General features: G+C 59.2%; 13 protein-coding genes. 1 reads left to right on the top strand and 12 read right to left on the bottom strand.

Translation table 11 applies throughout. The features are described from left to right. Position 1: 1 nt before the first annotated feature. The 3 genes from K9L28_00725 to K9L28_00735 form a co-directional block, all read right to left on the bottom strand. Complete coding sequence (locus tag K9L28_00725) at positions 2 to 1,783, bottom strand: peptidase S55 (protein ID MCF7934857.1); 1,782 nt, start codon at positions 1,781 to 1,783, stop codon at positions 2 to 4. A gap of 60 nt (positions 1,784 to 1,843) precedes the next feature. Next, positions 1,844 to 2,945, bottom strand: a protein-coding gene (gene prfB, locus K9L28_00730; protein ID MCF7934858.1) for a peptide chain release factor 2 whose coding sequence is annotated in 2 segments (ribosomal slippage) — positions 1,844 to 2,872 and positions 2,874 to 2,945 — 1,101 coding nt in all. Because the reading frame shifts where the segments join, the coding sequence is not laid out codon by codon here. 125 nt (positions 2,946 to 3,070) lie between these two features. Further along, positions 3,071 to 3,307: a hypothetical protein gene (locus K9L28_00735; protein ID MCF7934859.1), complete on the bottom strand. Its 237-nt coding sequence runs from the start codon at positions 3,305 to 3,307 to the stop codon at positions 3,071 to 3,073. 54 nt (positions 3,308 to 3,361) lie between these two features. Between K9L28_00735 and K9L28_00740 the strand changes: the two genes are divergently transcribed. Beyond that, on the top strand, positions 3,362 to 4,087 hold the full coding sequence (locus tag K9L28_00740) for a biotin--[acetyl-CoA-carboxylase] ligase (GenBank protein ID MCF7934860.1): 726 nt from the start codon (positions 3,362 to 3,364) through the stop codon (positions 4,085 to 4,087). A 3-nt stretch (positions 4,088 to 4,090) separates the two neighbouring features. Here K9L28_00740 and K9L28_00745 read toward each other — a convergent pair whose 3' ends face one another. The 9 genes from K9L28_00745 to amrS all read right to left on the bottom strand — a co-directional run bounded on the left by K9L28_00745 (position 4,091) and on the right by amrS (position 13,562). Continuing rightward, positions 4,091 to 4,936, bottom strand: a complete 846-nt coding sequence (locus tag K9L28_00745) for a hypothetical protein (GenBank protein MCF7934861.1) — start codon at positions 4,934 to 4,936, stop codon at positions 4,091 to 4,093. A gap of 196 nt (positions 4,937 to 5,132) precedes the next feature. Further along, positions 5,133 to 6,380, bottom strand: coding sequence for an imidazolonepropionase (gene hutI, locus K9L28_00750; GenBank protein MCF7934862.1), 1,248 nt, complete (start codon positions 6,378 to 6,380; stop codon positions 5,133 to 5,135). Positions 6,381 to 6,477: 97 nt separating this feature from the next. Further along, entirely contained in the window at positions 6,478 to 7,623 is a 1,146-nt protein-coding gene (locus tag K9L28_00755) for an ABC transporter substrate-binding protein (GenBank protein MCF7934863.1), read from the bottom strand. A 66-nt stretch (positions 7,624 to 7,689) separates the two neighbouring features. Continuing rightward, positions 7,690 to 8,400, bottom strand: coding sequence for an ABC transporter ATP-binding protein (locus K9L28_00760; protein ID MCF7934864.1), 711 nt, complete (start codon positions 8,398 to 8,400; stop codon positions 7,690 to 7,692). Continuing rightward, positions 8,390 to 9,163, bottom strand: coding sequence for an ABC transporter ATP-binding protein (locus K9L28_00765; protein ID MCF7934865.1), 774 nt, complete (start codon positions 9,161 to 9,163; stop codon positions 8,390 to 8,392). Before K9L28_00765 ends, K9L28_00760 begins: the two co-directional genes overlap by 11 nt. Then, on the bottom strand, positions 9,156 to 10,049 hold the full coding sequence (locus tag K9L28_00770) for a branched-chain amino acid ABC transporter permease (GenBank protein ID MCF7934866.1): 894 nt from the start codon (positions 10,047 to 10,049) through the stop codon (positions 9,156 to 9,158). The genes K9L28_00765 and K9L28_00770 overlap by 8 nt, the downstream gene beginning before the upstream one ends. Before the next feature lie 12 nt (positions 10,050 to 10,061). Beyond that, a complete protein-coding gene (locus tag K9L28_00775; GenBank protein MCF7934867.1) occupies positions 10,062 to 10,925 on the bottom strand; it encodes a branched-chain amino acid ABC transporter permease in 864 nt (287 codons plus the stop codon). An 80-nt stretch (positions 10,926 to 11,005) separates the two neighbouring features. Continuing rightward, the gene (gene hutH, locus K9L28_00780; protein MCF7934868.1) at positions 11,006 to 12,532 is read right to left on the bottom strand and encodes a histidine ammonia-lyase; all 1,527 of its coding nucleotides are present in this window, start codon (positions 12,530 to 12,532) and stop codon (positions 11,006 to 11,008) included. A gap of 73 nt (positions 12,533 to 12,605) precedes the next feature. Next, on the bottom strand, positions 12,606 to 13,562 hold the full coding sequence (gene amrS, locus K9L28_00785) for an AmmeMemoRadiSam system radical SAM enzyme (GenBank protein MCF7934869.1): 957 nt from the start codon (positions 13,560 to 13,562) through the stop codon (positions 12,606 to 12,608). Positions 13,563 to 13,577: the final 15 nt, after the last annotated feature.

The raw sequence follows: 13,577 nt of genomic DNA on the forward strand, positions 1-13,577 counted from the left end.
GTTACTGCCTGCCGCGGACGTGCACCAGGGCCCGGAGCAACCCTTCAACATAATATCCGGTTCCGAATTCCTTGAGCATCCCGGCTTCCTTCCTTTTTTGCTTGATTTCGCTCAGCAGCTGTTCCGGGGGACCGGGTGGCCCATCCTTTTCGGGCTGCTTCCCGTTGCAGAGAAGCTCCACAATCAGCTGACTGTTGGCTTCCCGGGCGCTCAGCTCCTCTCGAAACTGCTTGAGACTCTGGATGGCCCGCCATCCCTGTTGCAGGGACTTCTGCTCCGGTTCGGCGATCCCTCCTCCGCGCACCAGCACCTCACAGACACCCTCTGCATTCTCAGGCACCTGAAGGGTAACGTGGTGGGTCTCCGTTTCCTCACGATAGGGACGCAATGTCACCCCGATGTCGAGCGATGTCCCGGGCGGCGCCCGGTCCGGTGATACCTCTATTCCCTCGACAAACAGCACCTGGGGTCTGCGCGTGATCCGGACGTCGATGTGGATGCCCAAAGGAAAGATGCGCTGGAATTCGTTAACGGCAAAGACCGCAGCAATGTTTTTTGTCTCTTCGAAGGCTTTCTTTACCACATCTTCGCTGGAAAAAAAGGCATTTTCCCAGGTCCATCCCTCGGGCATCCCCCCGCCTTCAATGGTGGTGGTGACAAAGGCTGTCCCCTCTCCGATACGGCCCCACTCTCTGTCAACCAGCCCCAGCACCACACGGGGAAGGAGCTGTTCGAGCATGAACGGCGCCTGGGCGAGGTGGAACCTCCGGGTACTCGTCGTTCCCGTGTCCATGTTTTCAAAGGACAGACTGACATCGATGGCGGGGGGAAAGAAGCCGAAACGGCCTCCGATCCCCTGGGAACGGTCCTGGGTGACGCAACCGATGACTTGCTGCGGTGTCCCTAGTTTGAAGGGGCTTTTGATGCTGGGAACAATATGATGCACCCAGGCGGATGCCGCCGGAAAGGAGACAGCCCCTCTATTCAGAAACGGATGCGCAAAGGCGAGGAAGCGTCCGTTCTCGCTGCTGCAGGTGACGGTGCCCGTTGCCCCTATGGAGACATCGCCCCAGGCGAGAAGCGAGCTGATGGCGGCCCCGGGTTGGAGAGCCGTATCATAGCGGTAGGGCACCTCGCCGAATCCGCTTCCTCCGGTATCGACGACCTCTACGCCCAGAGCCTCCTCAAGGGCCCGGGCGGCTCTGCGGCTGACTCCCGAGACCACAATCGATTCGGTCAGGGGTTCCAGTTCGATAGAGACATCCTTTGATACAGCCTCCGTCTCCGATGGATCGCTATCCCCGGAAACGCTATCCCCGGTAATCGTAACGGTGGGGAGGGTCCACTCTCTGTCGTGTTCCTCCCAGACATTGAACATTTCGCTGATCGGGGTCACGAGCCCGAGTTTGTGGTCGCTGAAGTTCCAGCCGTATCCAATGGCTCCGATCAGTTTTCCCCGAATATAGACCGGTGTTCCGCTCATCCCTGAGGCGATGCCTCCTGCCTTCTCGATCCGCGGACCGGAAGCACGGATCAGGATGAGGTGGTGCGGCGCCTTCTTGCGCTCCAGCACACTGAGGACTGTGACGGGGAAGGATTCCACGGTGTTCCCCTGGAATACTGTCCTGGCGTTGCCCTCCATGCCTCGCTCTATTTTGTCAAGAGGCAGTATGTCGTGGTTGATCGGAAATGAAGAAGGGGCGGCGAATGAATAGCCCTGCCAGAGTGTACTCAGGATCATTGCAGCAAGTGCGGCCCATAGGATCTGCTTGTGTCGTGCCATCGATTGTTCCTCCTCCATCTCCGGGGGGTTGTCCGTACCGATCACGGATACACCGACGGGTCAGGCAGACCCCTCTCCTCGAAGAAAGGCCATAATAAACGGCTGGATGTCTCCGTCCAGCACCGCTTGGACATTCCCCTTTTCCATGCCTGTTCTGTGGTCTTTCACAAGGGTGTACGGGTGGAGAACGTAGGAGCGGATCTGATTGCCCCACCCGATCTCCTTCATTTCCCCTTTGAGGGTATCGATGTGTTCCTGGCGTTCTTCTCTCGCCTTTTCGAAAAGCCTGGAGCGGAGGACCTGCATCGCCATCTGGCGGTTCATGTGTTGCGATCGCTCGTTCTGGCAGCTGACCACCATGCCTGTAGGAAGATGGGTGATGCGGACGGCGGAATCTGTCATGTTGACGTACTGCCCCCCGGCTCCGCTCGCCCGGAAGGTGTCGATCCGCAGGTCTTCCTGTTTGATGTCGACCTCTTCGTTCTCGGGGATCTCAGGGGTTACCTCCACCGAAGCGAAGCTGGTGTGTCTCCGCTTCGCTGTATCGAAAGGAGAGATGCGGACCAGACGATGGATGCCTCGCTCCGCCTTCAGATAACCGTAGGCATAGTCCCCCTGGACCAGGGTTGTGGCGCTTTTGATACCCGCTTCTTCATCCTGTGCCAATTCGAGGATGCGTGCGGTAAAGCCGCTGTTCTCCATCCAGCGGAGATAGAGACGGTGGAGCATCTCCGCCCAGTCCTGGGAATCCAGCCCCCCGGCACCTGGATGTATTGTGAGGATAGCATTATGGTTATCGTATTCATCGTTCATGAGAAGGACGAACTGTTTTTCGTCTATCATTTTGCGTAACCGGGCCGCTCGTTCGGCGAATTCCCCTTCGAGCTCCCGGTCCTCGTTCTCCTGGAGCATTTCGATGATTGTTTCCAGCTCCTCCAGTTCGTCGCGGATTTGCTGCCAGGTCTGCCTCTTTTCGTCGATGGCGGAGAGCTGTCTGGTGAGCTCCTGCGCATCCTTGCGTGACCAGAAGTCCGGTTGCCCGGTGAGTTCTAGGAGTTCTTTCGATTTCTGTTCCAGTGCAGGCAGGTCAAAGACTGTCCTGCAGCTCGTTTGCCAGCGAGCGCAGTTCTTCCAATTCGTTCAGTTGTGCTGTAGGTTCCATTGTCCTCTCTCCTCCATAGTGCAAGATATCAGTGGGTTGTCTTCTGAACAAATGCATTCTATCATGCAAGCAGCGCTACAGAAACGGGAGGGCCGCATATGTCCCATGTGGTTGGTTCATCCTCATTAAAATGCACCGTCCTGGAGCGTCTCTCCTTGCTGGGGGCGGACCGCAGAACGGAGATCCTCCCTGTCGCTGCGGTAGGAGAGGGCCTGATGCGTGGGGTCGTTGTGCCGTCGCTTCGGCAGCTGGCTGAAGAGGGCCTCGTGCAGTTGGAGGGTGGGCGGGTTCGGATGATCCCTGTCCATGAGAAGCCTTTCGAACCGCTTGCACCAAGCTGGATCGCCCTCCAGCTGCTCCATAAAGGGTACTCGGCCCCGGTTTTGTACTGGGATTGCCTCACGTCCACCCAGCGGATGGCAAGGAGGCTTGCCGACAGAGGGGCGCCGCACGGTACGATTGTCGTAGCTGGAGAGCAGACGGAGGGGCGTGGCCGGCGCGGGAACCGCTGGTGTTCCCCTCGGAGGGGTGGCCTCTATCTCACGGTGGTCCTCAGACAGGGGGATTCCGGGGCCCTGATGCCACTGCTGAACCTTGCGGCCGGTCTCGCCGTACGGGAGTCGCTGCAGGAGGAAAGCGGGATCTCCCTTGCGTTGAAGTGGCCCAACGATGTGCTCTACAACGGAAGGAAGCTCTGCGGCATCCTGAGTGAGGCCCGCACTGCAGGGTCCACCGTGCAATATCTGCTGCTTGGTATCGGTGTGAACACGGGGCCCCTCGCGGTCTTTGAAGGAATCCCAAAACAGGGGGCCCTGCCGGCGGCCTCACTGGACGAATTGAACACTGCCTCCCTTTGCAGGGAACGGATTGTCGTGCATCTGCTCTGTTCCCTGTTGCAATATCTGGAACGGCAGCAGCAGGAGGGAGGAAGAGAACAGCTGCTCGAGACCTTCGCCAGGCACTGCTGCTCCGTTGGGCAGCGATTGCGGGTCCGTTCGGCTTCGGAGACCTTTGAAGCCTGGGGTGCGGGTATCGGGCCCGACGGCTCGTTGCTTGTCGACCGTAACGGCGAAACCCTTGTCCTCCGCTCCGAGGAGGTCTTTCAGATCAGGGAGGCCCCTGCAATCCAGAGCGGAACGTGACCATCATGGCTCCTCCTCAATCGTCGGCAGTTCCAGGAGTGTCGCATCGCCGTGCTTCCGGAAATTCCAGATAGAGAGATAGATGTCGTAAAAGAAGAGAAAGAGCCCCTCATCGTTCTCGATTCGGGGAGGCGGCAGCTCCATGGCATAGGGGAGGGTCTGAAGACGCTCCCGCAGGGGGGCTGGGGTGGCGACACTATACAGGACGATCCATTCCTTTTTGCGGCAGGTCTCAAGGGCCTTGTCCAGATAGACCTGCTGTTCCCCCCGTCCCCAGGCTTCCACCAGTTTCCAGGGCGGGCCACTGTATCGCTCCGCTGCCGCCTGAAGCCAGTATCGATAGTAGCAGGTCACATCGAAAAGAGGGACCGCCCCGATCAGTCGTCGCCCCACATTGACGGTTCCCAGGATGCGGGACTGGAACTCGGCGAGACGTCGCTGGAAATAGCTGTACCTGTCGGGGATGGATGACGCAAGAGCCCCAAGAAGACGTTGACCGACGAAGGGCATCGAGGCGGGATCGAAGTAGTAGGCAACCCCTTCTTTCCCTTTCATGTAGGGCATTTCTTCAAAGAGCACCTCGGTTCGGCCGGGTTTCCCCGCACCGAGGGATTTCTCCAACCCTTTCAGTTCCTCTCTGTCCAGCGCAAGCGCGAGATCGCAGCGTACCGTGCCGGGATCGACCTGGGGGTTCGCCACAATGTCCCCGCTGGCGTTCACGATACGGAGCGGCAGGGTGTCGATATAGACCCCGCCGAGGAAGGAACACATCGTGGCAAGCCACGGGGAAGCAACACAGACAGCATACTTCTCCGCAGCTGTGGCTGTGGGGCTTTGCTGCGTTGTCACGCCTCCGACCCCACAGCCACTGATCCAGAAGAAGAACGCTGCGAACAAGCCGAACAGCACCGAACGGCCTATCCTGTTCACTGAGGAGCCTCGCGATCCTGTGGATGTTCTGTCATGGGAACCTCTCTTCGGACCCCGGGCTGCGTAGCCCGGGGTGAATCGTCTCAGGGGAGTCTTCTTTTCCCAGAGATGGGACCTAGACGACCCTTTCGCCCAGTTTGTAGACCGCCTGCACCGAGGGGACACCGGCGTGATAGGCAAGAATCGCCGGGGTTGCTCCGTCGAGAAGCAGGAAATCGGCATTTTTCCCCGCATCGAGGCTTCCGCTTCGGCGTTCCTCTCCGATTGCATAGGCGGCATTGAGTGTCGCTGCAGTCAGTGCTTCCTCCACATCCATATCCATGTTCATTACGGCAAGCCCAAAGATAAAGGGCATGGATTCCGTGTAGCTGGATCCCGGGTTGCAGTCTGTGGCCAGGGCGACCGGGACATCCATCTCGATCATCTTCCGCACCGGGGCGTAGGGCTTCTTGAGACTGTATGCCGTAGCCGGGAGGATCACCCCGATCACACCCTTGGCGGCCATCTGTCGGAGGTTCTCTTCGCCGGCCGCCAGGAGATGCTCGGCGGAGGTCGCTTCCATCTCCGCCGCGAGCCCGGCGCCACCGAGATCATGGACCTCGTCGGCGTGGATCTTCAGTCCCAGACCGTGTTCCCGGGCCGCTGCAAGAACCCGTCGGCTCTGCTCTATGGAAAAGACCCCCTGTTCGCAGAAGACATCACAGAAACGGGCGATCCCTTGCGATGCTACCTGGGGGAGCATCTCCCGCACTACCCTGTCCACGAACCGGTCCGGATTCTCTTTGTCTTCCTGCGGGATGGCGTGGGCGCCCATGAATGTGGGAACCACAGTCAGAGGGGTGGTCTTTGCCACCTGACTGATGACCGCAAGCATCCGGAGCTCCTGATCGGCATCCAGCCCGTAGCCGCTTTTCATCTCCACTGTTGTGGTGCCATAGGAGAGCGCGGAGAGAGCATGGCTGACGGTGTTGTCGATGAGCTCCCGGTCCGTCGCCTCTTGCACCGACCGGACGGAGGAAAGGATGCCGCCGCCCTTTTCGAGGATCTCGAGGTAGGAGGCACCGCCGAGCCGCCGGGCGAACTCCTCTTCCCGGCGCCTGGCAAAACACATGTGCGTATGGGGATCGACAAAGCCGGGGATCAGACAGCGTCCCGAACAGTCGATCTCCTGATCGATGATTGTCTCGTTCCGGACGATCTCCTTTCGGAGCTCCTCTTCGTTGCCGATCTGTGAAATGACTCCATTATGTACAAGCAGTGCACCCTTTGGGTATTGCCTGATGTTCTTCTGGGCGCTGCCTGAAGGGGCGTGCCCCGGATCCTCGGGGGTGTGGATTCGGGCATTATAGAACAGTTTTTTCATGGATCTTCTCTCCTTCGCCTGCAACTGGTGACAGTGTGGACACAATAGAAAAGAGGGATATGCCGGCGGCACACCCCTCCCGGGAGATCTGTGGGTGTTACGGTGTGATCAGGGACTTCTCCTCTACCACGCCGTAGTACTGGTACCGGCCGTCCTTGGCGATCTGCACCTGTACCGGTTTCACCACTTCGCCGATTTCCGTGAATCCCTTGATGATACCGGTCAGCCCTGCGAAGTCCTCCAGATTCTCCATGGCCTGCTGGACCTCCACCGGGTCTGTTGTGCCGGCTTTGTTGATGCTTTCGGTGATGATCAGCAGTGCATCGTAGGCGGAGGCGCCGACCATATCCGGTTCCATGTCAAAGCGGCTTCTGTATTCGCTGAGGTAGCTTTTCACGATGTCCCGCTCGGAACCGCGGTTGAAGTTGGTGACGATAATGAATCCCTCCGCCGCGTCGCCGGCGATCTCGAAGAACTTCGGGGAATCGGCGCCTTCGTCGCCGATGAAGGGGGCGTCGATACCCATGTTGCGGGCCTGCTTGATCATCGGTCCGGCCTGGAAATAGTATCCGGAGCCCACGATGACATCGGGCTCGAGCTCCTTGATCCTGGAGAGATAGGGGCTGTAGTCCTTTTCCTGGAAGGGGTAGGCCTTGTCGTAGAGGATCTCGATCCCGTGCTCCTTGGCGTAGACCCGGAACCCTTCAGCCAGGGCATGGCCGAAATCGTTGTCGGCGTGCAGCATCGCCACGGTTTTCGCTTCCAGCATCGTGTCGGTGACGTAGGCTGCGGCCTTCCCCTCCACGGTGCCGAGAAACCCGTTACGGAAGCAGAATTCTCCGGCTTTGGTGATGTCGGGGTGCACCGCATAGGCGGCCACAAAGGGTATCTGCGCGGCATTGAAGATCTGGGCCGCTGCTCTGCTGGGCATACTGTAGGACCCACCTACAGCGGCCACCACCTGATCCTGCTGGATCAGCTTCCTGGAGAGGGCTACCGCTTCCTTGGTGTCCGCTCGATCATCGTAGATGACCAGCTCGACATCCTTCCCCAGAACGCCTCCCTGTTCGTTGATCCGCTCTTTGGCAAGCTTGACCGAATTCTCGACACTTCTTCCGTCCGCTGCGGCGAATCCGGTGAGGGGAGCCAGAACCCCAACCTTGACCGTTTCCGCTGCGGAAACCGCGCCCGCACATACCGTGACCGCGAACATCAATGCTATTGCTATCCGTACTACCTTCATACAACACACCTCCTCAGTGTATGGTACAGCACTATCCTAATGGCTCTGTTACGGTTCTTCAAATGCCTAGAGACCCAGGTAGGCGGTCCGGACACGCTGATCTTCCAGCAGTTCATCGGCGTTGCCCGAAAGCGCCATTTGTCCGGTTTCGATGACATATGCTCTGCTTGAGGCACGGAGTGAGGCCAGGGCGTTCTGTTCGACAAGAAGAATGGTCAGGCCGTAATCCCGGTTGAGCTGTTCCAGAACACGGAACACCTGATCCACCAGTTTGGGCATCAGTCCCATTGAAATCTCGTCAACCAGCAAAAGCCTGGGCGACGAGACAAGCGCTCTCGCGATGGCTACCTGTTGCCGTTCCCCTCCGGAGAGGGTGTTGGCGAGCTGATTCGCCCGCTCTTCCAGCCGGGGGAATATGGAGTAGATCCATTGGAACTGTGTCTCCAGATTGATCTTTGAGCGCATCTTGTAGACACCGGTGAGGATGTTTTCGTAGACGGTCATCTGAGGGAATGTGCGGGCTCCCTCCGGGACGACACGGATCCCGAGACGTGCCCGCTGATGAGGAGGGACGCCTATCAGCTCCCTGCCGTTGAACCGGATGCTTCCCTGTACTGAGGAGACCAGTCCCATCAAAGCGTTCAAAGTAGATGTCTTGCCGGCGCCGTTGGCTCCGATGATGGAAACAAACTCCCCTTCGTCAAGCTCAAAGGAGAGGCCGTGCACCGCCTCGATGTCGCCGTAGGAGACGTGGAGATCATTGACGTCAAGAAGCATAGCCGAGCCCTTCCTTTCCGAGATAGGCCTCCACCACATCTGGATTGTCGCTGACCTCTTGCGGTGCTCCCTCTGCAAGCTTGCTTCCGTGGTCCAACACAACAATGCGGTCGGAGAGCGACATGGCGACCTTCATGTTGTGCTCGATGAGGAGTACGGTGACCCCCTGGTTGCGGATCCGCTGGATGAATGTCTGTAACGCCGTGATTTCTTCGTGCCGGAGTCCGGAAAAGGACTCATCCAGAAGCAGAAGCTTTGGGTGCAGGGCAAGGGCTCTGGCGATCTCCAGACGGCGGAGGTTGCCCAGAGGCAGCAGCCCCGCTTTCTGAGAGGAGAGATCCTCTATCCCTACCGATTGGAGGATCTCCTGGGCTCGAGAGCGGATATTGGCTTTTTTCCAACTCTTCCACATCCCTGTTGATGAGGGGTAGTCCCCCAGTCCCAGGGCGACGGTCACATTCTCCAGAACAGTGAGCTCCGTGAAGGGTTTGACCACCTGAAAGGTTCTCCCGATACCACGGTACGCCATAGCATGGGGAGCCGTGGCGGTCACATCGCTGCCGTTGAAGAGGATGCTCCCCGAGGTCGGCTGGAGAAGACCGGAGATCATGTTGAAACAGGTTGTCTTCCCGGCTCCATTGGGACCGATGAGGCCGAGGATCTCTCCGGTGTTTACGGAAAAGCTCACCTGCTCCACCGCTTTGAGACCGCCGAAGTGTTTGGAGAGCTGCCTGATTTCGAGGATTGGGATTGACTCACTCATGGGTCCCGCCCCCTTTGCCGAAGGTTTTCCGCAGCAGACTCCGGGCCAGACTCTGCTCCCCCAGCAGGCCCCCGGGCTGGAAGCGTATCATCAACAGAAGGAGCGCTGCGTAGAGAAACATCCGGTAATCGGTCAGCGGCCGGAAGACCTCCGGAAGGATCCCCAGCACCGCAGCCCCGAGGACCGGCCCCCAGAGCGTGCCCATCCCTCCGAGAACCAGAATGGAAAGCAGCTGTACCGATACGGGAAAAGCGAAATCCGAGGGGCTGACAAAGTGCATGTAATGGGCGTACAGAGCCCCACCCAGTCCGGCCATCGCGGTTCCCACCACAAAGGCGAGCAGCTTGAAGCGCACCGGCGAGATCCCCATGCTGGAGGCGGCGGTTTCGTCTTCACGGATAGCCGCACAGGCCAGTCCCGCCCAGCATCTTGTAAACCACCAGCAGACCAGCAGCACCAGTGCAAGACCGGCGAGGCAGAGCAGGAGAAACCCGTTGCCCCGGAGTGTGGTTCCCAGAAACGAGATGGAGGGGATTCCCCCGAGCCCCATCGCTCCACCGAGGAAGGGTACGTAGTTGAATGTGGCGACCACGATGAAGTTGATGCCGATGGTGGTGATGGCCAGGAAGTCCTCTTTCAATCTCAGGCTGGGAAGGCCGAGAAGAAGCCCCATCAATCCCGTGATCAGCAACACCACGGGAAGGGCCACCCAAAAGGACAGCCCCACCTTGGCTGACAGAACGGCGGCCGCATAGGCACCGATACCGAAGAATGCGGCGTGACCGAGGGAGATCTGTCCTGCGAACCCGACAATGACATTGAGTCCGCAGGCGACGATTGCCTGGATGGTGAACAGTGTTGTGAGCGTCACGACATAGCTACTCATACCGATGCCCTCCTACTTGCGAACGAAGAGTCCCTGCGGCCGCCACAGCAGGACAAGGATCATGATGATAAAGGCCAGTGCGTTCCTTGGAAGAGGGATGCCCGCATAGCCGATCAGCAGGGTCTCCCCTACGCCTAACAGGATGGCTGCGATGACGGCCCCCGGCACCGAACCGAGTCCCCCCACGACAATCAGGGCCAGTGTCTTGTAGGCTGGGACCGCACCCATGGTGGGATAGACCTGGTTGTAGTGGATGCCCACCAGGATGCCTGCCACCGCGGCCACAGCCGAGCCGATCATGAAGGTGACGTCAACGATGGCATGGCTGTTGATCCCGTTGGCACTGGCGGTATCCATGTCCTGGGAGGCTGCCCGCATGGCCAGCCCCAGCTCCGTTCTGGTGGTGAGAAACCAGAGGAGGACAAGCACCACCGCCGTCACCACGTAGACCGTGGCCAGGGAAGAGGAGATCCTGATGCCCAGCAGGGTGACCCCCGGCACCGGAAGGGGGGCGTCGAAGGATTGGATATAGGGGCCGGCCACCAGTCTGCAGAGTTCCTGAATGCCGATAAGCAGCGCGATACTGCTGATAAGAGGAACAAAGGGCGGGAAGGAGAGCAGCGGGAAATAGACAAGCCGTTCGATCAGCACCCCGAGCACCGCGCAGCCGGCCATGCTGACCAGTACCCCCAGCCAGAGATTCCCTGTGGCCGAGAATACGCCCAGACCGATGTAGGCCCCTACAGTGTAGACAGCGGCGTGGGCGATGTGAAGGATCCGCATGATTCCGTATACAAGAGCAAGCCCCAGGGTGATAAGGGCATAGGTGGATCCGACGCCGATACCATTGAGCAGTTGTTCCAGGAACAGTTGCATGTCTTTTCACCTCGTTGCGTTCGAAACGATTTGGTTCCGCGCTGTCGCCGGATATGTCCTGCGAAGGGGCATCCAGGGGCCTACTCGAGTTCGCCGATTTGTGCTTCCACCGCCTCTGTGACCGCACCCTCCCGGACGAGGCGGAGCGCCTGGTCGATCAGCGTGTACATGCATGTATCCTCCTCGATGAAGGGGATTTCCTTCCTGACCCTGCGGTGGGCGGCGTCTGCCCCCTTGCCTGGAGCGAGAGGGCGACTGAAGTCGATGCCCTGGGCTGCGCAGAGCAGCTCTATGGCGAGGGCCTTCCGGGTGTTCCCCAGAATCTCCATCGCTTTCCGTGCGGCGTGCATGCCCATGGAGACGTGATCTTCCTGATTGGCCGAGGTGGGGATGCTGTCCACCGAGGCAGGATGGGCGAGCACCTTGTTCTCCGAAACGAGGGCCGCGCTGACGTATTGGGGTATCATGAAACCGCTGTTCAGACCACTGTTTTGGATCAAAAACGGCGGAAGCCCCGAAAGCTTATGGTCCACCAGGCGTGCCACCCGTCGTTCCGAGATGTTGGCGAACTCGGCCATGGCGATCCCCAGGTAATCCATGGAGATGGCGATAGGCTGTCCGTGGAAGTTGCCGCCGCTGATCGCCTCTTCGGAAGAGGGGAAGATCAGCGGGTTATCGGTCACCGAGTTGATCTCGATTCCGATTTTCTGATGCACAAAATCCAGGGTGTCCCTGCTTGCTCCGTGGACCTGAGGAGCGCAGCGGAGTGAATAGGCGTCCTGGACGCGATTCCCCTTGTATTCGTCGATGATGTGGCTCCCATCGATGAGACGGCGTATATTGCCTGCCACCCGTCGCTGTCCGATGTGGGGACGCAATTCGTGGGTCCGTTCGTCAAAGGCGTAGGGGACGCCGTGGAGGGCTTCCAGCGACAGCGAGGCGGTGATATCGGCGGTCTTCGCCAATTGCAGGGCATCGTAGACAGCCAGAGCTCCTACAGCCGTCATCACTGTGGTGCCGTTGTTGAGGGCCAGTCCTTCCTTCGGCTGCAGTGAAACCGGTTCCATGCCCGTTTCCCGGAGGGCCTCGGCGGTCTGCATGCGCCTCCCCTTGTAGATCACCTCTCCCAGTCCCAGAAGGGGGATCGCAAGGTGCGACAGCGGGCAGAGATCGCCGCTGGCGCCCACGGATCCCTGGGCGGGGATAATCGGATGGATCCCCTCGTTGAGGTAGTGTGCCAGCTGCGTTAGTGTAGGGAGGCTGATGCCTGAAAAGCCTCTGGTCAGTGTGTTGATCCGCAGCAGCATGGTGGCCCGGGTGATATCCTCAGGCAGTGGTTCTCCCACGCCGCAGGAGTGGCTTTTCAGGAGATTCTCCTGGAGTCGGGTGCTTTGGTCCTGGGGTATCATCACCGTCGCCAGGTCGCCGAACCCCGTGGTGATGCCGTAGATCACCTTTTCCTGCTCCACCCAGGAAGAGACCATCTCGGCACCCCGCTGTACAAAGGCTTCTGCGGCAGGGTCGAGTGTGATTGTGTAGCCTTCGCGCGCCACCTTCACGATCTCGTCAAGCGTCAGCGAGTGGCCGTTCAATTCGATTACAGGCATCCATTCTCCCCCTTTGTTGTGCTCAATCCATGTCCCGACGCATCCTGTGCCCGATGTCGGGATCCCCCGGGGTTTACCCTGGGGCGGTTACAAAATTGTTTTCCCTACCACAATAGGCACACTGCCCCGATTCGTCAATGTGCAGTTCTCGGACTGCGAGATTGTCGCGTGCGACAATCTCGCGGCCGCAGCCCCGGCAGTAGGTGCTGCTCTTTCCCCGCATGTTGCCAAGATAGACATAAGCCAGGTATTCGCTTGCCAGATCGCTGTATTCGTTCATGGTTTCCACCGAAGGGGATTCGCCGTCCCAGTGATATCTGGGAAAGGATCGGCTCAAGTGAAAGGGTATCGCTGGAGATAGAGCGGCGATCCATTGGATCATGGCCGCGAATTCCGCCCTGCTGTCGTTGATCCCGGGAACGAGAAGATGGGTGACCTCCAGGTGCGTGTCGGAGTCGGCAAACCGCCGGATTGTCTGTTGTACGGGTTCCAGTGAACCGCCGAGTCTCCTGTAGGCTTCCTCCGTAAAGGCCTTCAGATCCACATTGGCCGCTGTGATATGGGGTAGCAGTGTTTCCAGGGGTTCACTGTTGATATAGCCGTTGGTGACGAGAATCGTTTCGCAGCCCTCCTCGCGGAGCGCCTGTGCGCAGTCATAGACAAACTCGTACCATACAAAGGGTTCGTTGTAGGTGAATGCTACGGAGCGGAGGCCCTTACTTCGGACATGGCGGAGCACTTCATCTACGGAGAGATGGGTCAGCTGCACCTGGGGCGACCAGGTGGCGATCTCCCAGTTTTGACAGAAGGGGCATGCCATGTTGCAGCCTACCGTGCCCAGGGAGAGCACCTCTTCGCCCGGGTAGAAGTGGTAGAGCGGTTTCTTTTCCATCGGGTCGAGGGAGATACTGCTCGCCTTGGCGTAGTTACAGCTTTTCAGCTCCCCCGAAGACGGAGACATGCGGACTCTGCAGACACCGGTTTCTCCCGGGGCGAGCCTGCAGGCATGGGGACACAGGCGGCAGACCACCGCTCCGTCACTTTG

This window comes from Synergistales bacterium (genome assembly GCA_021736445.1).
Lineage (GTDB): Bacteria > Synergistota > Synergistia > Synergistales > Aminiphilaceae > JAIPGA01.

Bases quoted from the DNA above. Each gene is read 5' to 3' on its own strand.
- K9L28_00725 (MCF7934857.1), bottom strand. From the start codon at position 1,783: ATGGCACGACACAAGCAGATCCTATGGGCCGCACTTGCTGCAATGATC.
- K9L28_00735 (MCF7934859.1), bottom strand. From the start codon at position 3,307: ATGGAGCAGCTGGAGGGCGATCCAGCTTGGTGCAAGCGGTTCGAAAGG.
- K9L28_00740 (MCF7934860.1), top strand. From the start codon at position 3,362: ATGGCAAGGAGGCTTGCCGACAGAGGGGCGCCGCACGGTACGATTGTC.
- hutI (MCF7934862.1), bottom strand. From the start codon at position 6,380: ATGAAAAAACTGTTCTATAATGCCCGAATCCACACCCCCGAGGATCCG.
- K9L28_00755 (MCF7934863.1), bottom strand. From the start codon at position 7,623: ATGAAGGTAGTACGGATAGCAATAGCATTGATGTTCGCGGTCACGGTA.
- K9L28_00760 (MCF7934864.1), bottom strand. From the start codon at position 8,400: ATGCTTCTTGACGTCAATGATCTCCACGTCTCCTACGGCGACATCGAG.
- K9L28_00765 (MCF7934865.1), bottom strand. From the start codon at position 9,163: ATGAGTGAGTCAATCCCAATCCTCGAAATCAGGCAGCTCTCCAAACAC.
- K9L28_00770 (MCF7934866.1), bottom strand. From the start codon at position 10,049: ATGAGTAGCTATGTCGTGACGCTCACAACACTGTTCACCATCCAGGCA.
- K9L28_00775 (MCF7934867.1), bottom strand. From the start codon at position 10,925: ATGCAACTGTTCCTGGAACAACTGCTCAATGGTATCGGCGTCGGATCC.
- hutH (MCF7934868.1), bottom strand. From the start codon at position 12,532: ATGCCTGTAATCGAATTGAACGGCCACTCGCTGACGCTTGACGAGATC.